The sequence below is a fragment of the Leclercia sp. TB492 genome, from assembly GCF_049974505.2.
Classification (GTDB): Bacteria; Pseudomonadota; Gammaproteobacteria; order Enterobacterales; family Enterobacteriaceae; genus Enterobacter; species Enterobacter adecarboxylatus_C.
This window is the reverse complement of the sequence record NZ_CM127572.1, coordinates 2,743,052-2,765,250: the sequence shown is the minus strand read 5'-3', so window position 1 is coordinate 2,765,250 and position 22,199 is coordinate 2,743,052. Positions and strand designations below refer to the sequence as shown.

Here is a 22,199-nt window from a genome sequence, read left to right as displayed (position 1 = left end):
GAGATCCCGTGAATAAACTGACCCATCAACAGCTGGCCGAGCGCATTGCGCGGGACATCCCGGAAGGGGCCTACGTGAACCTCGGCATTGGCCTGCCGACCCGGATCGCCAACTACCTCCCGGCGGATCGCGAGATCTTCCTGCACAGCGAAAACGGCATTCTCGGCATGGGGCCTGCGCCTGCGCCGGGAGAAGAAGATCCGGAGCTGATTAACGCCGGGAAACAGCCGGTGACCCTGCTTCAGGGCGGCTGCTATTTCCACCACGGCGACTCCTTCATGATGATGCGCGGCGGCCACCTCGATATCTGCGTGCTGGGGGCCTATCAGGTCTCCGAGCGCGGCGACCTGGCCAACTGGAGCACCGGCGAACCGTCCTCCATTCCCGCCGTCGGCGGGGCGATGGATCTGGCGATTGGCGCGAAGCGCGTCTATGTGATGACCGAGCATCTGACCCGTCAGGGCGAGTGCAAAATCGTCCAGGTCTGCACCTATCCGCTGACCGGGATGGCCTGCATCGACCGGATCTACACCGATATGGCGGTGATGGATATCACTGCGCAGGGCATCCTGGTACGCGAGCTGTTTGGCGACGTGACGGCGGAGTATCTCCAGTCCGTCACCCCGGTGGCGCTGACCTTTGCCCTCAACGCCGAAACCGAGGAGGCGTAAATGGATCTGGAATATCGCCTCGATGGCCCGGAAGAGGCCCCGGTGCTGGTGCTCTCTAACTCGCTGGGCACCACCTGGCAGATGTGGCAGGGGCAGATGGCCGACTTTACCCGCCATTTTCGCGTGCTGCGCTACAACACGCACGGGCACGGTCGCTCCCCAGCGTCGGCAGGGGGCATCACCCTCGATTCGCTGGGGCAGGACGTGATTGCCCTGCTGGATCATCTGGATATTGAGCGCGCCTTCTTCTGCGGCATCTCCCTTGGCGGGATGACCGGGATGTGGCTCAACCGCCATGCTCCATCGCGCTTCCCGCGCATCGTGGTCGCCAATACCGCGGCAAAAATCGGCGAGTCCAGAGGCTGGTTGCAGCGTGCGGCCACCGTGCGCCAGCAGGGGATGGCCCCGGTCGCCAGCACCGCGGCGGAGCGCTGGTTTACTCCGGCGTATCGCCAGCAGAACCCCGGGATGGTCCAGCTGCTGATCGACGATCTCGCCAATACCCCAACCGAAGGCTATGCCGCCTGCTGCGAAGCGCTGGCAACGGCGGATCTGCGCGATGAGGTCGCCGCCATGCTGCGCCCGATGCTGGTGATTGCCGGTGCTGAAGATCCGGTCACTACCCCGCAGGACGCGGAGTGGCTCGCGGCCCAGGCGAAGCAGACCGAATGCGTCGCCTTGCCCGCCTCACACCTGTCGAACGTGGCCTGCCCATCCGGGTTCAACCACCACGTCGTGACCTTTTTAACCGCAGGAGATGTACATGACCATCACCATTGAATCCCTGGCCTGCTGGCTGGTGGATATCCCGATCATTCGCCCGCACCAGCTGTCGATGGCGACCATGGGCTGCCAGACGCTGACCATTGTCCGCATGGAGTGCGCGAACGGCATCACCGGCTGGGGCGAAGCCACCACCATCGGCGGCCTGAGCTACGGCGCCGAAAGCCCGGAGGCGATCAAATCCGCCATTGAAACCTATCTGGCCCCACTCCTTTGCGGCCAGTCGTTCCACGGCGTGGCCGACCTGGCGGAGAAGATGAACGCCAGCGTGAAGGGCAACACCTTCGCTAAATCCGCCCTCGAAACCGCGTTTCTCGATGCCCAGGGTAAAGCGCTGGGTCTGCCGGTGAGCTCCCTGCTGGGCGGGGCATTGACGCAACGCCTGCCGGTGCTGTGGACCCTGGCGAGCGGCGACACGCAAAAAGACATTGAAGAGGGTAAACGCCTGCTGGCGGAAGGGCGGCACAACACCTTCAAGCTGAAGATTGGCGCCCGCGGGCTGGATGTGGACATTCGACACGCCCTGGCGATCAAAGCCGCGCTGGGGGATGAGGTGAGCGTGCGGGTCGACGTTAACCAGGCCTGGGATCTGACCACCGCCATCAAAGGGATGACCCGGCTGCAGGACGGCGGGATCGACCTGGTGGAACAGCCGATCCCGCTCTGGGATCGACAGGGGCTTATCACTCTCAGCCAGCGTTTCGCGGTACCGATCCTCGCCGACGAAGCGGTGGCAACCAGCCATGACGGCTACGCCCTTGCAAGCGGCGGCTTTACCGGCGCGTATGCCCTGAAGATCGCCAAAGCGGGCGGCCCGGCGCAGGCCCTGAAGCTGGCGCACGTGGCGCAGGCGGCGGGCGTGGCGCTGTACGGCGGCACCATGCTGGAAGGGACGCTCGGCACCCTGGCCTCGCTGCACGCCTGGTCGACGGTAAAGATGCGGTGGGGCACCGAGATGTTCGGCCCACTGCTGTTGAAGGAAGACATCGTGGTACGTCCGCTGGAATTCAGCCAGGGAGAGGTGACGTTACCGCAGGGGCCGGGGTTAGGCGTTGAAATCGATGAAGACAAGCTGCGCCATTACGCACGTCAATAAAAGGAAAACGCGATGCTTTTTAAAGTGGAAATGACGGTCAACATCCCGTCGTCGCTGCCTTCGGCAGAGGTTGAAGCGATCAAAGCGAAAGAGAAAGCCTACTCCCAGCGCTTACAGCGGGAGGGCAAATGGCCGCACATCTGGCGCGTGGTCGGGCAGTACGCCAACGTCAGCATTTTTGACGTGGCGGACAACCAGGAGCTGCACGACATCCTGACCGCGCTGCCGCTCTACCCCTGGATGGACATCAGCGTGCAGCCTCTGTGCATGCATCCGTCCTCCATTCATAACGAACAGTAGTCGTCGACATAACAACAAACTGAACCCTACAAAGAGGAAGATGCAATGTCCGTGAATCCTGCACATCAAACCGAACTGGAATCCTTACTGGCGATCAGCAGCGGCTTAAACGCCACCGGCGGTAACGATCGTCTGAAAAACATCATGCACCAGCTGCTGAGCGACCTGTGCAAAACCATTAAGCAGTTCGACGTCACCGACGAAGAGTTCTGGGTGGCGGTGAACTACCTCAACGAGCTGGGCGGTCGCCAGGAGGCGGCGCTGCTGGCGGCTGGCCTGGGCCTGGAGCACTACCTGGATATGCGTGCCGACGAGAAAGAAGCGGCATCCGGCGAGAACCAGGGAACCCCGCGCACCATCGAAGGCCCGCTGTACGTGGCGAATGCGCCGCTGAGCGATGGCTTTGCCCGCATGGACGACGGCAAGGAGCAGGCGGAAACCATGTGGCTGCAGGGCCAGGTGACCGATCTGCAGGGTAAGCCGGTGGCGGGCGCGATTGTCGATATCTGGCACGCCAACACCCTCGGCGGCTACTCGTTCTTCGACCAGTCCCAGAGCGAATATAACCTGCGCCGCCGCATCCGTACCGGTGAAGATGGCCGCTATGCGGTGCGCAGCATCGTGCCGTGCGGCTACGGCTGTCCGCCGGATGGCCCGACCCAGAAGCTGCTGACAGCCATTGGCCGCCACGGTAACCGCCCGGCGCACGTGCACTTCTTTGTGTCGGCACCGGGGTATAAGCACCTGACCACGCAGATCAACCTGAACGGGGATGAGTATCTGTGGGATGACTTTGCCTTTGCGACGAGGGCGGAGCTGATTGCGGATCCGGTGAAGATTACGGACAGTGCCGTAGCTAAACAGCGGGATCTTGACGGGGAGCATACGGAGGTGAATTTTAGTTTTACGCTGGTGGAAACTGCTGAAAGTAATGAAGAGCAGAGAGGGAAGCGGGCGCGGGTTAAGGAGTGATTGTTTAGGGTTGTAAGGGCCGGGACTGGATAGCGGTCAGCACAATGGTCAACCTCCACGGTGCTTAAATGTCTAAAGTTGGCACGGCAACCTATCAGGCCGGACGATTTTTCTTCACTAAATAATACGAAAAACAGAGGGCGCAATGCGCCCTCTTTGTTTACGCCGTCGGGCGCTCATTCCATGCGTCGGTAAACATGATGTTTCCGTCTACAATGCGCCAGGTGATTTTTTCGTATTGTAAGCTTATGCTCTCAATATGATTCATTTTATCGTTACCGGAGAGTTTCACGTTTGGAACACCGCAATTGACTCCTGTTACTTTCACATTTTCCATTAATACAGTGTAATAACAGACTTCTTGTCCTGCGTCGTTGATATGGTAGAAACGAAGCTCGGCACTTTTAAGGGTTTGACCAGTCGCTGCGGCCTTGTAGAGATAAGGCGTAGCGCTATCAACCTCTTTTTCTAACCTCACAGAAGAGTGTTGGCGTGTACCTGTGATTTTGCCATTAGCACTATCTACAGGCAGGTTAATCCCGTGACTCATTCCGATTATCTCTATACTTCCTTCACGGTCCTTAACATCAACAGAACCTTTAATGTCAGCACCGCCGTCGTCCTTTAGCCATAAATAGGGAGGGATTGGCATTTTACAAACTCCTTACTCTTTTGATTAACTTCATTGTCAAAATATAGATAACGGTTGTTATCGGGAAAACTGTCATTATCGTGATAAAAAAGTAAAGGTCATGGAAATTATCTGCGCCTATTTCTCCAGGTCCATATAATAAGTGTCCAATCCATTGAGCGACGCTATGATTCATCCATATTTCAGGACTCCCCAGCGTACGGCCTACACACACCGAAACAAAAAGGTAAAATGCGATTTTTAACGCTCTACGGACAAGTATTGCCATAGGTATTTATCACCTCAACCCAACCCAGAGCCATGAGAGAACGCTGACAGGGAACCTGTACAGGCGAAGTATTTAATAATGCGTTTCGGATAAGGGCATAATCAGAATTATGAGCTATTGTAATGCAGCCTTCAGAAATCGTCCCTGGATGAAGACGGAATAATCCACGCTTTACGCCATTAACCCATGTGCCATCATCAATACCCCAGTCATCCCGATAAAGGGCAAACCATTCATCACGATCAAATTCTGCGCCGTAAAAAGCCCTGTTAACCAGATCCTGAGATTTTGCTTTAATCCATGATCCAGCACCACCCGAGCCACGTTCAACAATCCAGTATTTACCCGGTGGCAATGGGCCGTCATTTGGAATTGCCCCACAAGCACCTTTGTTTCGATATACGCCTTTCCCTGAGTGCGCCATAAATACGCCAACACCATACAAATTGAAGGGCGCATAATCAGCTCCGTTCAGAAGCAGTTTTCCATGTAATGCCATAAATCACCTTGTTTCCTTACATTGGTCCGAGGTATCCTCCAAAAGGTTTAGTGATAAAATAACATTAAGCAAAGTAAATTCCGATAATTTTAGCTTCCGAATTAGTCTCTTTTTTCATACTATTGTCAATGAAACCTCAGGTTGTTATTTTTACGTATTACTCTAAAGAGTAACATACAAAATTAAACCATTATCAGGAATGTCAATGATAAGGGTGTTATATATGCTTGCTTTTATTACATGGACACTCGTTAAATGTGCTTTGCAATTTCTACAGTAACGATTTCCGATTACGACACTATTAAAGTGTATTAACGATGATGCCAGCGAAACAAGCAGGGCTATGGCTTATTCAGTTCCTGTCATTTCTCGTGATTTTTTGAGAATTTTACCTGCTCTTGCCTGAAGTGTATTTTTTCAAGCGCTTCAGCGAACGGTTTGGATTTATTACCGAGCAGGCGTGGAATGATTTATTCATTTTATCCGTTCTCACTGCGTCAGTAATAATCAAAACACTATTGATTTTCACTGTCACCAGGATGAGAGAAAGGCACCTATAACCAGCACAAACCCGGTCTTTGTGACCGGGTTATCTATCCTGACGTTCAGCAGCGCCTGCGTTAACGCCTGCGCATAGTCCACCTGTAATGCCGTTTCCTGCCAGCACTCCGGTACGCAGGAGGTGGCTTTCTCACCCCACGATTAATTGCGCGACCAGGTACGGCGGCAGGTCGGCATCACAGAGTTCCCGCAGCTGGGGGAGACCATGCAGCAGACGTTCACAGAGCGCAGTACATGTTTCGCTATCGTCAGTTTCAAGCAACATGCTCATCAGCGCGGCGCAGCGAAGTGGTAGCGCTGACGGAGGTAGGAATACCGCCCACAAAGAAAACGGCCAGCCTTGCGGCTGCTCCGCCAGCGCCACCGTGATTTTAAAGGGATGAGCGCTGTCGCGACAAAAATATTGCCGTGGCGTGAAAGTACGGGTTCCTGGGCCCGATTGCGGATGTGCCGCAACGCCGTCACTCTATGACGCCGAACCTCTGAAAAAAAGAGTTCACCCCGAATTACATAAGGTTGCTTAAGGCTTTGCGAGGCGCCTTCCAGAAAGGTCATACCGGGTGATTTGCTTGCCCTGCGCGGCTAACTACACTCCCTTTTAGCCAAATAAAAAGAGGGAGAAGATCGTGAACATCAGCTTTCATTCACCGACCGCTCAACTCAAACAGTGGCTAAATCGTCTGGTCGCAGTAACGCTGAAAGAGATATTCGCGATTCAGGTTATCGCTGCCGTGCTGGTGTCGGTGCTGTTGTCCGATCTGGCGGGTTTTGATTACCCTGGCTGGGCAGCACTCAGTAGCTACGCGGTCATGAATACGTCAGTCAAGGCCTCGACGGTCCGGGCTTTCAACCGGGTGACGGGGACGGTACTTGGCGGTGTGCTGGCACTCCTGCTTAGCACCTATCTCATCCAGGACGCGGCGTTTCTGGTCCTGTTCTGCGCAATTGTCGGGGGCTTGGCGGTATGGCGGGCGGACGTCTCCCGCTGGTCATACTCCTGGGTACTGGGGGCGGTCACATCCATGATGGTGATGGCGGAAGCGCAGAAGAACAGTGAGTTGCGCCATCTGCTACGTTTTACGTTTAACCGCATCGAAGAGGTGGTGCTGGGTTGTGCAGTCTGTATTGCGATTGCTGTACTCTTTTACCCGTTGAACCGTTGCAGACAGGTTGCAACGCCGCAGCAAAATAGTCACCCTGAGCCGCCCCGCCGACCGCTGTTGCCCCTGCAGGCCGGGATCACCTTGTTACTGGTGACGCCGATACTGCTTGTTTTCCAGCTGACGGGATTCTGGCAGGCGATGGTTTCCGTGCTGGCGGTCTTTATTCTTCCGGCCTCGACTCAGCCCGTACAGCAGCAGGTCAGCCAGCGAATGCAGCAACGTTTATACGGCTGCATGGCCGCTACATTACTGAGTTTGATCCTTTTACCCGTCATGCACCATTATCCCCCGGTTTATATCGCCACGCTGGTCGCGGGGTTATGGCTGGGGTGTCACCTGCAACAGGGAAAGCCGTCCATCAGTTATTTTGGTCGGCAGTTTACCGTGGCCTGGATCATCGTTTATATCCAGGAGTCGTTGTGGCTGACCGAGCCGATTCAGGCGGTCATGCGCTCTGTCAGCATCCTGATCGCCATTATTATCATTGGCATGGTGATGGCGGTGTTTCGCGCGTTAAAACTGAGTGTCTGAAATAGTGCGCATCGTGGCGGGGTGGAGCAATGCCGGGGGCGCTTCGCTTGCCCGGCCTACAAACCAGATCTCATTTTTACTCTGGCTTTTGGTGTTGATTCTTAAGATAGTTATCGCACTAAGCAATACAAGGGAAGCAATAATGTTAACGAAGATAAATACCGGGCACCCCGCGTCCGCGACGGGCGAATTTCGGGCCGGTATTGCCGCCTGTATCCCGACCATTGCGGGCTACTGGAGCATTGGCTTTGCCGCCGGGGCGATCGGCACGCTCTCGGGTTTTACCACCGGACAAATTGCCCTGCTGGCCAGTGCCCTCTACGCCGGGTCGGCGCAGTTTCTGTTTTACTCTCTGTGGGCGGCGGGAGCCGAAATGGCATCCGTGGTGCTGAGCGTGCTGCTGGTGAACCTGCGCTACCTGCTGATGAGCTCCTCCATGAGCGTCTTTTTTCGCGACTACACCACGCTGCAAAAAGTGGTCAGCGGGCTGCTGCTGACGGACGAAACCTTTGGCGTGGCGGTTCAGCGCGCCAGCCCACAGGGCAACATCAGCTATGCCTGGATGCTGGGCCTGAACGTGACTGCCTGGCTGAACTGGATCATCGCCTGCGTGACCGGTGCCTGGCTGGCGACCACGCTGCCTGCATCGCTGATGGAGGGGCTGGGCTTTAGCCTGGTGTCGATGTTTATCGGCCTGATCCTGATGATGTGGTTCGCCAGCCGCAGAAAGGTACTCGAAACCATCAATATCGCTGTCGCGGTGGTCATTACGCTGTTAACTGCCGGGAATGGCTCGCTCAGTCTGGTGGTGATTGTGGCCGCCTCCCTTGCCGCGACCCTGGCGACGCTGCTGTTACGCACCCGGAAAGGAAAATAAGATGGAACGACATATTCTGCTGACCATTCTCGCCTCGGCGCTGGTCACCGCCCTGATGCGTACCGTGCCGGTGTTATTGCTGTCCCGCTTCCGTCTGCCGGATGTGCTATTACAGTGGCTGAGCTTTATCCCCACCGCCATCATGGCCGCCCTGGTCGCCGCTGAACTGTTGAGCAAGCCTGCGATGACCGATTCCGGGATCAGCATTTCGCTGCTGGCGGCGGGTTTTGCCACGCTGGTGGGCATTCTGACCCGCGGGTTATTTGCCACGGTCATTGCCGGGGTAGTGGCGTTTTGCGCGGCGGGGTATTTATTGGCGCATTAATCTTTGAATAGTAAAGGCATGCCGGGGGCGCTTCGCTTGCCCGGCCTACACATTGCGCCGTCTGATGATAGAGTGAATACAGGCAGCCACTCACCAGGAGAAAAGCACATGAACGAACATCCGCTTCGCCAGATCATTAAGGCCTGTGACAGGGCGATCACAGCCAAAGATTTCGATTCGTTGATGGAGTATTACGCTGAAGACGCCGTGCTGGTGGTTAAGCCCGGTACGATCGTTAAGGGCAAAAACAATATCCGCAGCGCGTTTATCTCTATCTCGGACTATTTTCAGGATCGGCTCATCGTCAAACAGGGCGAAATGCAGATCATCGAAGGCGGCGGAGATGCGCTGGTGATCATGGAAACCCAGCTTTTTTATCCGGATGAACTGGGTGGAACCGCTGAGATAACGCGTCGGGCAACCTATGTCTTCCGCCTGGAAAATGACCGTTGGCTCTGCACTATCGACAACTCTTACGGCACTTCGCTTTTAGATGGTGATAATGCCTGAATATTGCTCTTACGTAGGCGTCACCAGCCCGACGCTGACCATGCCTTTGTCCCAGATGATTTGGTGCAGGGAGGTCTGAATAATGCTGGTGATAGGTTTCGGGGTTAGCAGTGCCCAGCAAATACCTTCCCGGTGGCGAACCGAGCGGTATGTTATGCCGGTCTCACCCGCGACGCGCAGGCTTGCGCCCAGCTGTTGCGGTGCGCGGTAGTCCGTTGGATGGTACCAGGGGTGCGTATCCGGCAGGCCGGAGATATCGGCAAAGGACGAGCCGCTCAGCTCCGTCTCCAGACAACGATACTCGAACCTTTCGAACTTCAGTTCAGGCACGTTCTGCCAGTAGCGCTGGCAATGATAGACCACTTCGGCCAGCGCCGTTTCCTGGCTGTTCCCGAGATAGTAGACGCCAAAATCGCCATTCGAGAAGCGGCTGCCGTCGGGGTTGATATGGGTGAAGGCCGCCATTGCATAATGTGCGCCGCGGATCCCCAGCACCCACTCCTCGCGAGGCAGTAGCGCCAGATTTCCCACTTCCTGCGACAGGCGTGGATTGGTTAATTTCTGGATGTCATAGAGAACGTCAAACTCTTCCGGGGTGGCAACGTCCTCGAACACGTAAATGGCAGGGTACTTGGTATGGAGCAGGCGGTAGCCTTTGATGGGAGTTTGTGCCGTTCTGGGGATCTCAGGATGGATCATCCGGACAGGCCTCCGCGCAGAACATCAACCCGCTTGGCGACTTCATGCAGGTTGCCGAACTCCCCCCCCTCAATCAGGGACAATGGCGTTGCCCCATTGAAGTAAGCATTGTGATTTGCCATGGACATAAACCCGTAGACGTTCTCGGGGTTGCTGAACACGATCCGCAGCGCCGAGTGCATATTCAGCAGGTAGCTGATCCGGGTTAACTGATCGTGAGTCAGCGAGGCCGTCTTCGTCTCTTTCTGGCGGTATTTGTAGAGCGCCGCTCTGGAGAGTTGCAGAATGTTCTGCTGTTGCTCTGTCGTGCAGCCCCATTTATCCAGAATGTTCATTGCAGCTCTGATGGCGATGAGATCGCGATCGCCGCGGGCTTCAGAGTTAAGGTTCAGGTGCTTCGTCATGTGATCGCTCCCTCAGCTCAGCGTGACTGATATAGTCTTAGCATGAACCAAATAAGACAATCTGTCTACGCGAAGACACCTTTGCCTGATTAATGCGCATGGCGCGCTATAGCGTCCTCATCTCTTTTGAACGCAGGGTGATACGTACCGGCACCGATTTATACGATGGCGTGCCGCTCTCCTTATCAAGATAATTGAGCGGAACCAGCACGTTAGCCTCCGGGTAGTAGGCAGCCACCGTGCCCGGCGCAATGCTGTAGGCCACCAGGGTGATGTCGTCGAGGCGCTGCCGACTGTCGGGCAGGGCGGTGGTGATATCCACCCGGTCGCCATGCTCCAGCCCCAGCTGCTGCATATCCTCTTCATTCATAAACAACACGTCGCGGCGACCAAACACCCCACGATAGCGATCGTCCAGGGCGTAGATGGTGGTGTTGTACTGGTCGTGACTGCGCAGGGTGACCAGGCGCAGCACGTTTTCACCTTCCCCCGGGCTGTTCTCCGTTACGCCGTCAAACAGGGAGAACATCGCCTTGCCGCTGGCGGTAGGCCAGACGCGCTCGGTAGGCGGCAGCGGCATGCGGAATCCGCCGGGAATACGGATCCGTTCATTGAAGTTCTCAAAGCCGGGAAGAGTCTGTTCGATCCGGTCGCGGATGCGATCGTAATCGGCCACCAGCGCCAGCCAGTCGGTTTTACTGTTCGTCAGGGTGGCGTGGGCTATCCCGGCGACAATGGCCGGCTCCGAGCGCAGCCACGGCGAGGCCGGTTTCAGCTTCCCGCTGGAGGCATGCTCCATCGACATGGAATCTTCCACGGTGATCGACTGCTGGCCGCTGCGCTGTATGTCCAGCTCGGTGCGCCCGAGGCAGGGCAGCAGATACGTCTCTTTGCCGACAAGCAGGTGGGTGCGGTTCAGCTTGGTGGCAACATGCACGCTGAGATCGAGGCTTTTTAACGCCGGGAAAGCCTTGTCATGATCGGGCATCGCTACGGCAAAATTGCCCCCGAGGCAGAGCAGCGCTTTGGCCTCGCCGTCGATCATCGCCTGGGCGGCCTGCACCGCGTCGTGGCCTTGGGCGGCCGGCGGCGTAAAGCCAAACACCTCGCCCAGCCGGTTGAGGAAGGCGGTGGTCGGTTTTTCGGTGATCCCCACCGTGCGGTTACCCTGCACGTTGGAGTGGCCGCGCAGCGGGCAAATACCTGCTCCGGGCTTGCCGATATTGCCGCGCAGCAACAGCAGGTCGGCAATCAGGCGCACGTTGGCGGTGCCCTTGTTGTGCTGGGTGATCCCCATGCCGTAGGTGATGATGGTGGCGTGGGATTTGGCGTAGATCTGCGCCACGTTCTCCAGATCGGCGCGGCTGAGCCCGGACTCGCGTTCGATGGCCTCCCAGGTAGTGGCGGCGATGTCGGCGGCAAACTCCGCGAACCCCTGGGTCTGGGTGGCGATAAAGTCGCGATCCAGCGCGTCCAGCACCAGCAAGTGTTTGGAGATCCCCTTTAACGCGGCGGCGTCACCCCCGGCTTTCACCTGATAGTAGGTTGAGGCGATATCGGTGGCGCTGTACGTCGCCATCTCGCGGACGCTTTGCGGATCGGCGAAGCGCTCAAGGGCGGTTTCGCGCAGCGGGTTAAAGACGATAATCGGCACGCCACGGCGGGCAAGCTCGTGCAGGGTACCCATCATCCGCGGGTGGTTAGTGCCCGGGTTATGGCCGATGGAGATCACCAGCTCGGTGTGGTCAAAATCCTCCAGCGAGACGGTGCCTTTACCAATGCCGATGGAGCGGGGCAGACCGACGCTGGTGGCCTGATGGCACATGTTGGAGCAGTCGGGGAAGTTATTGGTGCCCAGTTCGCGGGCAAACAGCTGATACAGGAACGCGGCTTCGTTCGAGGCGCGCCCGGAGGTGTAAAACTCCACCTGATTCGGCGCCAGGCTGCGCAGCACCTCCCCGATACGGGTAAAGGCCTCGTCCCACTCTACCGGGCGAAAGGTGTCGCTCTGCGGAGCGTACTTCATGGGATGGGTCAGACGGCCATAGCCCTCCAGCTCAAAATCGCTTTTCGCCCACAGGGTGCTGACGGTGTGCGCCGCGAAAAATTCAGGAGTAACGCGCTTCGTGGTCGCTTCCCAGGTCACCGCCTTGGCGCCGTTCTCGCAAAACTGAAAGGTGGACTTGTGCTCTTTGTCGGGCCAGGCGCAGCCAGGGCAATCAAAGCCGTCGGGCTGGTTGGTGCGCAGCAGGGTCGCAGGGGCGTCAAAGGCATCCATCTGCGTGCGCACGGCAATGGCCGTGGCTTTTAAGGCTCCCCAGCCGCCCGCCGGCCCGGCGTAATGGCGGATCCCGGGAACCGCTCGTCTGTTGTTACTCATCTGCACTCCTGTCTGTTCTCTCATCATGACGGCGGATCTCCGCCAGCAGCAGCGACGCCTCCTCTGAGTGTGGCACAAGCTCGCCCGGCGTCTCCCCCTGCCACCAGATCCCGCTGGCAGGCGAACAATGATTTCCGGCTAACTGCCAGTGACCGTTCAGCACATATGCGATGCCCTCCGCCCCGGGTCGCAGGGCGTGGCTTGCGATCGTCACCTGCGCGCGGGCCCGGCTGCGCTGGGTCATGACGTTAAAATCCAGGCCCGGCCCGGTGACACCCTCGCTGGCAAGCGGCCACTCGCCAGGAAAGGCCCAGGGCACGCCGGGCTCAAGGCGGTGCAGCAGGTCGTCGCCGCGCAGCCACAGCCCGGAACCGCCGAGCAGCATAATCACCCGGTCGACACCGGGGAAGAGGGAGAAAGGTCCATCCTGGCCGAGCGTAGCGATGCTGGCTCGCCACAGAAAGGGGGCATCCGCCGAGGGAATACTGACGATTTCCCGGGTTTCGCCCGCCCCGTTTTTCCACGGGGTGACCGGCAGGGAAGCAAGCGTAAAGGGGGTAATCATGTCCGTCTGACCCTGATTGTGGTGGTTAATGATTCATATGTGCTACAGATAATTTTCAAAATAATTACAAATTATTCACAGTTCAGTTCACAAATCCATCATCAGATTCGTGTCGGCAGATGTCAATGGTTGTATATACATGATCTGTCATGTGGCGTTGCCCTGACGCAGGCAGGGTGTCTGGCGGTCATTCATTATCCATTCAGAGAGGAAGCTATGTCGTCTTTTTCGTCTTCAGAAACGCAGTCAAAGAAAAACGGGACGCGGTTGTCGGAAACGCGCTCCATCGATTACATCCCGGATAATGAACGTCATGGTCACCCCTTCAGTCAGTTCACGCTGTGGTTTGGCGGCAACCTGCAGATCACGGCCATTGTGACCGGCGCGCTGGCGGTGGTGCTGGGCGGCGATGTGGTGTGGTCCATCATTGGTCTGCTGGTGGGGCAGGTGCTCGGGGCGACGGTGATGTCATTCCACGCCCTGCAGGGGCCACGTCTGGGCCTGCCGCAGATGATCATCAGCCGCGCTCAGTTTGGCGTGTTGGGGGCGGTGATCCCGCTGGTGCTGGTATGCGTGATGTACGTTGGCTTCTCCGCCAGCGGAACGGTGCTGGCCGGACAGGCGATGGCGAAACTGCTGTCGGTATCGAACGTGGCGGGGATGATCCTGTTCAGCGCGATCATTATCGTGATCGCGGTGCTGGGCTATCGCGTGATCCACAAGCTCGGCAAGGTGGCGAGCGTGGTGGGCGTACTGGCGTTTGTGTACCTGTTTATCGCCCTGCTGATGTCCAGCGATCTGGGGGCGATTGCGCAGAACAACCACTTCTCGATGCCGATGTTCCTGCTGGCGGTGTCGCTCTCTTCATCCTGGCAGATCGCCTTTTGCCCCTACGTGTCGGACTACTCGCGCTATCTGCCGCGAGACGTCTCCGGGGTGAAAACCTTCTTCTCCGTCTTCAGCGGCACGGTGCTGGGCACCCAGGCCTCGATGACCCTCGGGGTGATCACCGCAGCGATTGCCGGCAGCGCTTTCAAGGGGCATGAAGTGAGCTACATTGTCGGGCTGGGCAAAAGCGAGGCGATGGCGATGGTGATCTATTTTGCGATCTGCTTCGGCAAAATCACCTTCACCACCCTGAACGCCTACGGCAGCTTTATGTCGTTGACCACCATCGTGTCGGGTTTTCGCAACCAGACCACGCTGAGCCAGAGAAGCCGGGTGATCTTTGTGGTGCTGATGGTGGCTATCTCCTGCGTGATTGCACTGCTCAGCGAACCGGCATTCCTGAAACACTTCACCCATTTCCTGCTGTTCCTGCTGGCGTTCTTCGTGCCGTGGAGCGCCATCAGCCTGACCGACTACTTTATTATTTCCCGTAAAGCGGTGGATATTCCGGCGCTGTTCGATCCGCGTGAACGCTACGGATACTGGAATATGTTTGGGATTAGCGTGTATACCGTTGGTGTCCTGATCCAGCTGCCGTTCATTGAAAACCCGCTCTATCACGGCTCCCTGACGTGGATCTTCGCCGACAATGACGTGTCGTGGATCATCGGCTGGTTCTGTACGGCGGCGCTGTACTATGCGTTCAGACGTTTTGATCGCCGGGTGCTGCCGGAGCAGACCATCTATCCGGCGACGGGCAGGTAAGGGGAGTGCCAGCGACCCCATAGATGATACGGGGTCGCTGTTGTTTTACCGGTCGTTAAAAGCAAAACCTTCGTCGGCCCACCCGGTCATGCCACCAATCATAATTTTCACCGGGCGACCCAGCTGCGCCAGCTTCAGCGCCGCGCGATCGGCACCGTTGCAGTGCGGCCCGGCGCAGTAGACCACAAACAGGGTATCCGCTGGCCATTCCGCCATCCGCTGGGCGGTGATCTCCCGATGGGGCAGATGCAGGGCGCCCGGAATATGGCGTCGGGCAAAGATCTCCGGGCTGCCCACCACGTGCAGCAACACAAAATCGGTATCCCCCTCTTTGAAGGCACTCCAGACATCGGCACAATCTGTCTCCACGCTCAGTCGCTGTAAAAAATGGTTCACCGCGTTTTCTGCCGCCGCGGCAGGGTAATCAGTCACATAGCTCATAATTTCCTCCAGAATTGAGACTTTACTCTACGGCGGCAGCGCGGTTTTGACAGCTGGCAGAAATGCCATATACCATCGAGATCATGACAAAAATACCCTGAGTGCGGTGATGAAAAATCCTCTGGTGGTTGCGCTGGCCTATGACGGCTTGTGTACGTTTGAATTCGGCATCGCTGTGGAAATTTTTGGCCTTGCCCGCCCTGAAATGGGGGATCACTGGTATCGCTTTGCGGTGGCGAGTGTCGAGCCGGGGGAGCTGCGCGCTACGGGCGGCATCCGGCTGGTGGTCGACGGCGGGCTGGAGCTGCTGGCGGAGGCCGGGACCATTATCATTCCTGGCTGGCGGGGCGCCGATGTCCCGGTACCCGCCGCGCTGTGTGAGCAGCTCGTCGCCGCCCATCAGCGTGGGGCGAGAATTTTATCTATTTGTTCTGGCGTCTTTGTGCTGGCCGCCGCAGGGTTGCTCGATAATCGTCAGGCCACCACCCACTGGCGTTACACCGACCTGCTGCAGCAGCGTTATCCCGCCATTCAGGTGACCCCTGACGTACTGTATATCGACAGCGGTGATGTGCTGACCTCCGCCGGCAGCGCCGCGGGTATCGACCTGTGTCTGCATCTGGTGCGCCGGGATTATGGCAGCGTGGCGGCTAACCAGGTGGCGCGTCGGCTGGTGGTGTCGCCGCATCGTGATGGCGGCCAGGCGCAGTTTATCCAGCAGGCGGTACCGGTCGCCTATGAGGGCCACCGGCTTGGCGCGCTCTTTGATTACCTGCTTGAAAACCTTGCCGCTCCGCACAGCGTCGATTCGCTGGCGAAATTTGTCGGCATGAGTCCCCGTACCTTTCTGCGCCGTTTTGCGGCGACCACCGGCAAAACGCCTGCCCAGTGGTTGCTTCATGCCCGCCTGACTCGTAGCCAGGATCTACTGGAGAACACCCAGCTGTCGATAGAGCGGATTGCTGAACAGGTGGGATTTGGCAGCGTAGCGACCATGCGCCATCACTTCCGCAATCAGCTGTCGACCACGCCTGCGGCGTACCGGAGAGGGTTTGCGGAGCCAGCGCGGTGATTCATTCAGGAGGACAGCCGCTTGCGCGGCTTTGTTATCCCTTTTAATTTACCGCAATCGAATCACGCAAAATAAATTCCGCAGGCAGAATGCAACTGTCGGGAGCGCTTTCCGGTGCTGCTGCGAGCACTCTGGCTACCGCCTCCTTTCCCTGCGCGTCTAAATCGAGGCGCACCGTGGTAAGGGAAGGGATGAAGAAGGCGCTTTCATAACTGTCATCATAGCCAATAATGGAAACCTGGCGGGGTACCGCGATGCCGGCTTTGTTCAATGCGCTCAATGCGCCCAGCGCCATCTGGTCGTTACCCACTAACAGGGCGCTAAACTCTATCTTATTGTCGATAAGCTGTTGTACACCGTCGTGACCGCTTTGGGCATCCCAGGTACCATAGATGATCGCCGCGGGCATTTTGCCAAATGCGGCCAGGCTGCTTAACCAGTTTTCCAGGCGCAATTTTGCCGCAACAGAATTCTGCGGACCCGGCATCAGCGCGATGTCGTTATGCCCCTGGTCACATAAGCGCTTAACGCTCTCCTGGGTACCGTTAGCCGGGTCGAAGATAACGTGAAACACGTCGCTGTCCGGGGCGACGTCGAGAAACAGGCAGGTCACATCGGCGTTGTGTTCCGCCAGCTCCCGGGCGAGGGGCGTCTCCAGCGGGACGTTAATCAGGATTTTTTCGATAAACTGGGATTTAAAGTCGTTGATCGACTGCTGGATCGCCGTGGCGTCGCGCTCATCAATCATGGATATCAATACCTGGTACCCCGCTTCACGGGCATGTTTTTTCACCGATGCGGCGATTTGCGACGGCGCGTGTAGCGCCAGGGAGGTGGTGATTAATCCCAGCGCCTGGGTGCGTTTCCCGACCAGCTGTTGCGCCAGACGGTTAGGAACGTAGCGCAGATCCTCAATCGCCTGCTCAACGCGAATCCGCGTTTTCTCGGCGACATTCACAGATTTATTGAGCACCCGGGAGACGGTCTGGTAGGAGACGCCCGCCTGGCGAGCAACATCTTCCAGCGTCGCATTTCTGTTTTTATTCACCCTCGATCCTTTGTTTCACGTGGCTAAAAATACGCGTTTCTCCGCAGTCTGAAGGCAACATTATATCAAAATGTCATACGTTCACATGTTGGGATTTAGCGATCTTGCTCACCTTTTTACGCTTAAAAAATTGTGTTCTGTGATGGTGGTTGCAGTTTTCATCAGCGGGGGTTGTTTGCGACTTTTGTCAGGTATTGTATGTAACATATTGATGTGAACGTCATACATTTTCAGGCTGCGGACAGTTATCCTGGCCCAGCCGTTCCAACGTGACCCAAAAGAACGCTATTCGCTGCACGCTCAGCGAAGCAACAACCCTGTTCCTTGATGAGGAAGAAAAATATGGTTACCGGTAAAAGGAACTACATCCTTTTAAGTATTTTCGATTTTCTCTATCTGTTTGCCTGGTCCTCGACGATGGCCTTTTTTGTTATCTGGACGACGCAACATCTTGGGATCAGCGCGACGAAAACAGGGTGGTTGTATGCCATAAATGCCTTTATTGCGCTAACCATGCAGCCGTTCTTCGGTTTTATCTCTGATAAATTCGGCACTAAAAAATCGCTCATCTTTTTAATTATTGCGCTGCTACTGCCGGTCGGACCCTTCTTTATTTATATTTATGCGCCTTTGCTGGTCAGCTCCTTCTGGTTGGGTGCGATTCTGGGCGGGATTTATCTGGGGGTGATTTTTAACTCCGGGTGTGGCGTTATTGATTCCTATATCGACAAAATATCGCGCCGTTATTCTTTCGAATATGGACGGGTGAGAATGTGGGGCTCTTTGGGATGGGCAGCTGCGGCGTATATTGTCGGGCGTAATATTAACGATAATCCAAATCTCTCATTTTGGCTGGCCAGCATTGCCATCGTGTTAGCGGCTGTGTGCTTTATGCTGACGAAAATCACGGTCACGCTGGAAGAAGAAAAAATGACCTCGTCATTAAAAGCGGGGCATGTTTTTGAATTGATGAAAGACAAGCAGTTCTGGATGCTGATTATTTTTACGTTGTTCGTCACGCAAATCTATGACACCTACGATCAACAGTTCGCACAGTACTTCTCTTTACAGTTCCCAAGCGTTGACGAAGGGAATAAATGGTACGGCACCCTGGCGTCGATTCAGGTGTGCGGCGAGACCTTATTCCTTGGGCTGATGCCGTGGTTTGTTAACCGTGTCGGCGCGAAGTGGGCGCTGGTGATTGCCGGAACCATTATGTCGGTGCGTATTCTGGGCTCTGCGGTTCCGCTGGGTCCGGTATGGATCGCTGCGGTGAAGATGATGCACGCCATAGAAAAACCTTTAATCCTGATCTCTGTCTTTAAGTTTATTGCGCAGAATTTTGACCATAAATTATCATCCACGATCTATTTACTGGTGCTGTTTGCGGCGTCCATCGCCACGACGATCTACTCCCCGGTGGTCGGCCATTTATATGACACCATTGGGTTTGCCAATACCTATATCATTCTTGGCGTTATTTCAGGACTCTTTACGCTGTTCTCGGTGTTCTCTCTGAGGAACAAAAAAGACAAAGTTATTGCTCTTTCTCAAGAGAGAGAATCTTTAGCATAAGGGAGGTGGTTATGAGCAAGTTATTTACGCAACTCAATTTCTTACACGGTGCGGATTATAATCCTGACCAGTGGCTCAGTCAGCCCGATATTCTTGAGAAAGATATTGCCCTGATGAAAGAGACGAAATGCAACGTGATGTCGGTGGGGATATTCAGCTGGTCTACACTGGAGCCCGCCGAAGGTGAATACCAGTTTGAGTGGCTGGATGCGGTTCTGGACAGACTGTATGCCAACGGGATTTTTGTTTTTCTGGCAACTCCGAGTGGGGCAAGGCCGGCATGGGTATCAGAAAAATATCCGGAGGTATTGCGGACCAATAAAGACCAGACCAGGAACCTGCATGGAGAGCGGCATAATCATTGTGTTTCTTCCCCGGAATATTTACGGCTGACAGGGAATATTAATCAGCAGCTTGCCAGACGCTATGCGAACCACCCGGCAGTTCTGGCCTGGCATATCTCTAATGAGTATGGCGGCGAGTGCCACTGTGATATTTGCCAGCAGGCCTTCCGCGACTGGCTGAAGCAGAAGTACCAGACCTTAAAGAACCTGAATGAGCGCTGGTGGAGTGCATTCTGGAGTCACGAATATTCAAGCTGGAGCCAGATCCATTCGCCGGGGCCGCTGGGTGAACAGTCCGTTCATGGGCTGAATCTCGACTGGCGACGTTTTGTGAGCGAGCAGGTCGCGCTCTTTTGCCGCCATGAAATACAGGCGGTGAAAGCCTTTAATCCTGCGTTGCCCGCGACCACTAACTTCCATGGCGTATTCAGCGATTACGACTACTGGCGTCTGGCGCAGGAGGTGGATTTTATCTCCTGGGACAGTTATCCGGAGTGGCACAAACCCCGACAGCAGCAGGAGGTCGCCGCGTACACGGCCTTTACGTTTGATCTGATGCGAAGCCTGAAACCGGGTCTGCCGTTCCTGCTGATGGAGTCCACCCCCGGCACCACCAACTGGCAGGCGGTCAGCAAGCTGAAACGGCCGGGAATGCACCTGCTTTCGGCTCTGCAGGCGTTGGCCCATGGGTCTGACTCGGTGCAGTATTTTCAGTGGCGAAAAAGCCGCGGTTCGGTCGAAAAATTACACGGCGCAGTGGTAGATCACGTCGGTCATCTCAATACCCGCGTCGGGCAGGACGTAAAGCAGGTCGGTGCAGCCCTGGAAAAACTGGCACCTGCGGCGGGAGCGGATTACCAGGCTGAAGTGGCGATAGTCTATGACTGGGATAATCGCTGGGCAGTAAACGACGCTGCCGGGCCTCGCAACTGTGGCATTAAGTTTGAAGAGACAGTGCAGAAGCATTATCAGGCGCTTTGGCAGCAGAGTATCCCGGTGGATATCGTGTCTCAGCAGTCAGATCTCAGCGCCTACCGGGTCATCATCGCCCCGATGCTCTATATGGTGGATGAAGCCTTTGCCACACGCGTTAATCAGTTTGTCGCGGCAGGAGGCATTTTTATTGCGACCTACTGGACGGGGATCGTCAATCCGGATGACCTGTGCTTCACAACCGGTTTCCCGGGACCGTTGCGCGACGTATTGGGTATCTGGTCGGAAGAGATTGACGCTCTGTACGATAGCGAAACCAATCATATCAGCATGACGTCATCAGGGTGGAGCAGTCCGGAGCATGGGTACGAATGTCGGGAACTCTGCGATCTTATTCACGCGGAAACGGCAGAGGTACTTGGTGTTTATCAGGATGATTTCTACGCCGGAAGGCCCGCGGTAACCCGTAATGCCTGGGGCAAAGGGCAGGCGTATTATCTGGCGGCAAGAACCGGAAGCGATTTCCTGCAGGATTTTTACCAGATGATTGCGTATCAACATGGCGTGACCGCCAGCACGGCGATGCAGCTGCCGGAGGGGGTGGTCGCCACGGCAAGACAAAGCGGGGAGAGGACCTACATTTTCGTGCAGAACTATGGTGACCAGGCCGTTACGCTGGATCTGACGGAAGAAAGCCGGGCGCTGAAACCGTTACTGAATGGCGACGTGCTTAACGGGTACCACTACCCGCTGCCAGCGTTCGGCGTTGAGGTGTTTTTAGCGGGAAATTAATAATCTGATTTGCCTACGTTATCACAACAGATCCACGCCCAGGGTTTGGATCTGTTGTTGACCCAGGAAGTATTGTTAAATAATTTCCTGAAATTGCATCAGTTGCTCAGGCGTAAACAACTGACGCCGTTGTTTCTGATCACAACCTGGGTTCAGGCCTATGTTCTGACTATATCTGCGCTTTTAAGTTTGAAAATACATCCTTGCTCGATAAGCTCATCCCGGTTATTCAACACCAGAGGATGAAGAAGAGGGTGGTCCTTGTGCTCACCGTTGTAGCTCACCTGCATCCGCTCCAGTGTATAGTGCATTAATGGGATTCTGTTTTTGATCAGCAACTTATCATCTTTCATCGCATAGTCACTGGCAATAATTGACCGTTGCTCTGCCCCCAGATAAGGATTAGGAATAACCTCTGCCGTGACATGCGCATTCCACTCAAGATCCTGAGCGCGGCCATAGGGAGAGATATCCAGTAGCTCAGGTTCTCCCCTGAAACGACTCATAACAAAGTCCAGAAACTCTCGTTTTTTTTCACAGTACGCCCGCACATGCCAGCGAATACCGTCATAAACCAGAGTATGAGGAACAATATTGCGGCCGCTCTTTTCTGCTGAACTCAGTGAGACATAGTCAACATCCACGCGCATCTGGCTCCGGGCAGCCTGCATAAGACCACGTACGATGACAGGATCTATATGCCTGTTGGGTACATCCATTGTCTCAATATGACCGTAACGTAGATCCATCAGCGGTAGGCTCAATACCCCAGCAGCGTGCTGGCGCTGGTACTGTTTCTCCCGATGCAGCAGCATCAAATACTCATCAACCTTACCCTCGCTAAAGCGGGGTACAAAATAAGCGGTAGGCTTATATCCCTTCAGGCTCTTATCGTAGATCACTCCCTTGGGTGAGTAGTGTTTTATGTAGAGATTGATATCACGCGATGCCTGATGGCGGCCTATGTTAAAAGCGGTACACAGGTGATTGGTAGTAAGACGTCCCTCCCACTGTAGAACAATTTCCAGCAGATGAAAGCGAAGAGTCTGATCCCAGGTTAGCTCCTTGTGGGTCATATATGCTCC

Annotated in this window: 22 protein-coding genes and 1 pseudogene; 13 read left to right on the top strand and 10 right to left on the bottom strand. The window is 55.8% G+C overall.

From position 1 onward, the window contains the following. Window positions 1–8: 8 nt before the first annotated feature. The 5 genes from ACP4QI_RS13060 to catA are packed head-to-tail and all read left to right on the top strand — an operon-like array spanning window position 9 to window position 3,822. Entirely contained in the window at window positions 9–671 is a 663-nt protein-coding gene (locus tag ACP4QI_RS13060; RefSeq protein WP_426495343.1) for a 3-oxoacid CoA-transferase subunit B, read from the top strand. Further along, window positions 672–1,451 carry a 3-oxoadipate enol-lactonase gene (gene pcaD, locus ACP4QI_RS13055; protein ID WP_426495344.1) on the top strand — a complete coding sequence of 260 codons (780 nt, stop codon included), beginning with the start codon at window positions 672–674 and terminating at the stop codon, window positions 1,449–1,451. Beyond that, window positions 1,435–2,550: a muconate cycloisomerase family protein gene (locus ACP4QI_RS13050; RefSeq protein ID WP_426495345.1), complete on the top strand. Its 1,116-nt coding sequence runs from the start codon at window positions 1,435–1,437 to the stop codon at window positions 2,548–2,550. The genes pcaD and ACP4QI_RS13050 overlap by 17 nt, the downstream gene beginning before the upstream one ends. A 12-nt stretch (window positions 2,551–2,562) precedes the next feature. Continuing rightward, on the top strand, window positions 2,563–2,850 hold the full coding sequence (gene catC, locus ACP4QI_RS13045; RefSeq protein WP_231312129.1) for a muconolactone Delta-isomerase: 288 nt from the start codon (window positions 2,563–2,565) through the stop codon (window positions 2,848–2,850). Window positions 2,851–2,895: 45 nt separating this feature from the next. Then, complete coding sequence (gene catA / locus ACP4QI_RS13040; protein WP_285111297.1) at window positions 2,896–3,822, top strand: catechol 1,2-dioxygenase; 927 nt, start codon at window positions 2,896–2,898, stop codon at window positions 3,820–3,822. Window positions 3,823–3,982: 160 nt separating this feature from the next. On the opposite strand, the gene ACP4QI_RS13035 is transcribed toward catA, so the two are convergent. From ACP4QI_RS13035 to ACP4QI_RS13025, 3 genes are all read right to left on the bottom strand, one after another. Then, complete coding sequence (locus ACP4QI_RS13035) at window positions 3,983–4,474, bottom strand: Hcp family type VI secretion system effector (protein ID WP_426495346.1); 492 nt, start codon at window positions 4,472–4,474, stop codon at window positions 3,983–3,985. 248 nt (window positions 4,475–4,722) lie between these two features. Further along, entirely contained in the window at window positions 4,723–5,241 is a 519-nt protein-coding gene (locus tag ACP4QI_RS13030) for a DUF2778 domain-containing protein (protein WP_262660797.1), read from the bottom strand. A gap of 691 nt (window positions 5,242–5,932) precedes the next feature. Then, entirely contained in the window at window positions 5,933–6,067 is a 135-nt protein-coding gene (locus ACP4QI_RS13025; RefSeq protein WP_426495347.1) for a hypothetical protein, read from the bottom strand. 361 nt (window positions 6,068–6,428) lie between these two features. Here ACP4QI_RS13025 and ACP4QI_RS13020 point away from each other — a divergent pair, with 361 nt between their 5' ends. The 4 genes from ACP4QI_RS13020 to ACP4QI_RS13005 all read left to right on the top strand — a co-directional run bounded on the left by ACP4QI_RS13020 (window position 6,429) and on the right by ACP4QI_RS13005 (window position 9,208). Further along, a complete protein-coding gene (locus tag ACP4QI_RS13020; RefSeq protein WP_426495348.1) occupies window positions 6,429–7,496 on the top strand; it encodes an FUSC family protein in 1,068 nt (355 codons plus the stop codon). 142 nt (window positions 7,497–7,638) lie between these two features. Further along, entirely contained in the window at window positions 7,639–8,373 is a 735-nt protein-coding gene (locus ACP4QI_RS13015; protein WP_142489879.1) for an AzlC family ABC transporter permease, read from the top strand. Window position 8,374: 1 nt separating this feature from the next. Further along, a complete protein-coding gene (locus ACP4QI_RS13010) occupies window positions 8,375–8,698 on the top strand; it encodes an AzlD domain-containing protein (protein WP_142489878.1) in 324 nt (107 codons plus the stop codon). Between the two features lie 108 nt (window positions 8,699–8,806). Continuing rightward, window positions 8,807–9,208 (top strand): YybH family protein, encoded by a 402-nt coding sequence (locus ACP4QI_RS13005; protein WP_142489877.1) that lies wholly within the window; start codon window positions 8,807–8,809, stop codon window positions 9,206–9,208. A 9-nt stretch (window positions 9,209–9,217) separates the two neighbouring features. Here the strand turns inward: ACP4QI_RS13005 and ACP4QI_RS13000 are convergent, their stop codons facing one another. From ACP4QI_RS13000 to ACP4QI_RS12985, 4 genes are all read right to left on the bottom strand, one after another. After that, complete coding sequence (locus ACP4QI_RS13000; RefSeq protein ID WP_156263997.1) at window positions 9,218–9,907, bottom strand: RES family NAD+ phosphorylase; 690 nt, start codon at window positions 9,905–9,907, stop codon at window positions 9,218–9,220. Continuing rightward, entirely contained in the window at window positions 9,904–10,311 is a 408-nt protein-coding gene (locus ACP4QI_RS12995; RefSeq protein WP_156263996.1) for an MbcA/ParS/Xre antitoxin family protein, read from the bottom strand. Before ACP4QI_RS12995 ends, ACP4QI_RS13000 begins: the two co-directional genes overlap by 4 nt. A gap of 106 nt (window positions 10,312–10,417) precedes the next feature. Continuing rightward, complete coding sequence (locus tag ACP4QI_RS12990) at window positions 10,418–12,691, bottom strand: FdhF/YdeP family oxidoreductase (protein ID WP_426495349.1); 2,274 nt, start codon at window positions 12,689–12,691, stop codon at window positions 10,418–10,420. Beyond that, window positions 12,684–13,256, bottom strand: coding sequence for a HutD/Ves family protein (locus tag ACP4QI_RS12985; protein ID WP_156263994.1), 573 nt, complete (start codon window positions 13,254–13,256; stop codon window positions 12,684–12,686). The genes ACP4QI_RS12990 and ACP4QI_RS12985 overlap by 8 nt, the downstream gene beginning before the upstream one ends. 267 nt (window positions 13,257–13,523) lie before the next feature. Between ACP4QI_RS12985 and ACP4QI_RS12980 the strand changes: the two genes are divergently transcribed. After that, the gene (locus ACP4QI_RS12980; RefSeq protein ID WP_426495390.1) at window positions 13,524–14,909 is read left to right on the top strand and encodes a purine-cytosine permease family protein; all 1,386 of its coding nucleotides are present in this window, start codon (window positions 13,524–13,526) and stop codon (window positions 14,907–14,909) included. A 45-nt stretch (window positions 14,910–14,954) separates the two neighbouring features. Here ACP4QI_RS12980 and ACP4QI_RS12975 read toward each other — a convergent pair whose 3' ends face one another. Continuing rightward, a complete protein-coding gene (locus ACP4QI_RS12975) occupies window positions 14,955–15,350 on the bottom strand; it encodes a rhodanese-like domain-containing protein (protein ID WP_142489871.1) in 396 nt (131 codons plus the stop codon). 109 nt (window positions 15,351–15,459) lie between these two features. On the opposite strand from ACP4QI_RS12975, the gene ftrA reads away from it, so the two are divergent. Further along, window positions 15,460–16,422 carry a transcriptional regulator FtrA gene (ftrA, locus tag ACP4QI_RS12970; protein ID WP_426495350.1) on the top strand — a complete coding sequence of 321 codons (963 nt, stop codon included), beginning with the start codon at window positions 15,460–15,462 and terminating at the stop codon, window positions 16,420–16,422. Window positions 16,423–16,480: 58 nt separating this feature from the next. Here ftrA and ACP4QI_RS12965 read toward each other — a convergent pair. After that, window positions 16,481–17,470, bottom strand: a pseudogene (locus ACP4QI_RS12965) (LacI family DNA-binding transcriptional regulator); the annotation flags it as partial. Between the two features lie 342 nt (window positions 17,471–17,812). On the opposite strand from ACP4QI_RS12965, the gene ACP4QI_RS12960 reads away from it, so the two are divergent. Both ACP4QI_RS12960 and ACP4QI_RS12955 read left to right on the top strand, forming a co-directional pair. Beyond that, the gene (locus ACP4QI_RS12960; protein ID WP_285129486.1) at window positions 17,813–19,045 is read left to right on the top strand and encodes an oligosaccharide MFS transporter; all 1,233 of its coding nucleotides are present in this window, start codon (window positions 17,813–17,815) and stop codon (window positions 19,043–19,045) included. Window positions 19,046–19,056: 11 nt separating this feature from the next. Continuing rightward, window positions 19,057–21,114: a beta-galactosidase gene (locus tag ACP4QI_RS12955; protein ID WP_426495351.1), complete on the top strand. Its 2,058-nt coding sequence runs from the start codon at window positions 19,057–19,059 to the stop codon at window positions 21,112–21,114. 158 nt (window positions 21,115–21,272) lie between these two features. Here ACP4QI_RS12955 and ACP4QI_RS12950 read toward each other — a convergent pair whose 3' ends face one another. Continuing rightward, window positions 21,273–22,190 carry a WYL domain-containing protein gene (locus ACP4QI_RS12950; RefSeq protein WP_285125853.1) on the bottom strand — a complete coding sequence of 306 codons (918 nt, stop codon included), beginning with the start codon at window positions 22,188–22,190 and terminating at the stop codon, window positions 21,273–21,275. Window positions 22,191–22,199: the final 9 nt, after the last annotated feature.

What these genes read in the sequence shown, in the direction of transcription:
- ACP4QI_RS12955 (WP_426495351.1), top strand. Translation starts at nt 19,057, where the DNA reads ATGAGCAAGTTATTTACGCAACTCAATTTCTTACACGGTGCGGATTAT.
- ACP4QI_RS13005 (WP_142489877.1), top strand. Translation starts at nt 8,807, where the DNA reads ATGAACGAACATCCGCTTCGCCAGATCATTAAGGCCTGTGACAGGGCG.
- ACP4QI_RS12960 (WP_285129486.1), top strand. Translation starts at nt 17,813, where the DNA reads ATGGTTACCGGTAAAAGGAACTACATCCTTTTAAGTATTTTCGATTTT.
- ACP4QI_RS12950 (WP_285125853.1), bottom strand. Translation starts at nt 22,190, where the DNA reads ATGACCCACAAGGAGCTAACCTGGGATCAGACTCTTCGCTTTCATCTG.
- ACP4QI_RS12985 (WP_156263994.1), bottom strand. Translation starts at nt 13,256, where the DNA reads ATGATTACCCCCTTTACGCTTGCTTCCCTGCCGGTCACCCCGTGGAAA.
- catC (WP_231312129.1), top strand. Translation starts at nt 2,563, where the DNA reads ATGCTTTTTAAAGTGGAAATGACGGTCAACATCCCGTCGTCGCTGCCT.
- ACP4QI_RS13025 (WP_426495347.1), bottom strand. Translation starts at nt 6,067, where the DNA reads ATGTTGCTTGAAACTGACGATAGCGAAACATGTACTGCGCTCTGTGAA.
- pcaD (WP_426495344.1), top strand. Translation starts at nt 672, where the DNA reads ATGGATCTGGAATATCGCCTCGATGGCCCGGAAGAGGCCCCGGTGCTG.
- ACP4QI_RS13000 (WP_156263997.1), bottom strand. Translation starts at nt 9,907, where the DNA reads ATGATCCATCCTGAGATCCCCAGAACGGCACAAACTCCCATCAAAGGC.
- ACP4QI_RS13010 (WP_142489878.1), top strand. Translation starts at nt 8,375, where the DNA reads ATGGAACGACATATTCTGCTGACCATTCTCGCCTCGGCGCTGGTCACC.
- ACP4QI_RS12975 (WP_142489871.1), bottom strand. Translation starts at nt 15,350, where the DNA reads ATGAGCTATGTGACTGATTACCCTGCCGCGGCGGCAGAAAACGCGGTG.
- ACP4QI_RS13015 (WP_142489879.1), top strand. Translation starts at nt 7,639, where the DNA reads ATGTTAACGAAGATAAATACCGGGCACCCCGCGTCCGCGACGGGCGAA.
- ACP4QI_RS13050 (WP_426495345.1), top strand. Translation starts at nt 1,435, where the DNA reads ATGACCATCACCATTGAATCCCTGGCCTGCTGGCTGGTGGATATCCCG.
- ACP4QI_RS13030 (WP_262660797.1), bottom strand. Translation starts at nt 5,241, where the DNA reads ATGGCATTACATGGAAAACTGCTTCTGAACGGAGCTGATTATGCGCCC.
- ACP4QI_RS13035 (WP_426495346.1), bottom strand. Translation starts at nt 4,474, where the DNA reads ATGCCAATCCCTCCCTATTTATGGCTAAAGGACGACGGCGGTGCTGAC.
- ftrA (WP_426495350.1), top strand. Translation starts at nt 15,460, where the DNA reads ATGAAAAATCCTCTGGTGGTTGCGCTGGCCTATGACGGCTTGTGTACG.
- ACP4QI_RS12995 (WP_156263996.1), bottom strand. Translation starts at nt 10,311, where the DNA reads ATGACGAAGCACCTGAACCTTAACTCTGAAGCCCGCGGCGATCGCGAT.
- ACP4QI_RS12990 (WP_426495349.1), bottom strand. Translation starts at nt 12,691, where the DNA reads ATGAGTAACAACAGACGAGCGGTTCCCGGGATCCGCCATTACGCCGGG.
- catA (WP_285111297.1), top strand. Translation starts at nt 2,896, where the DNA reads ATGTCCGTGAATCCTGCACATCAAACCGAACTGGAATCCTTACTGGCG.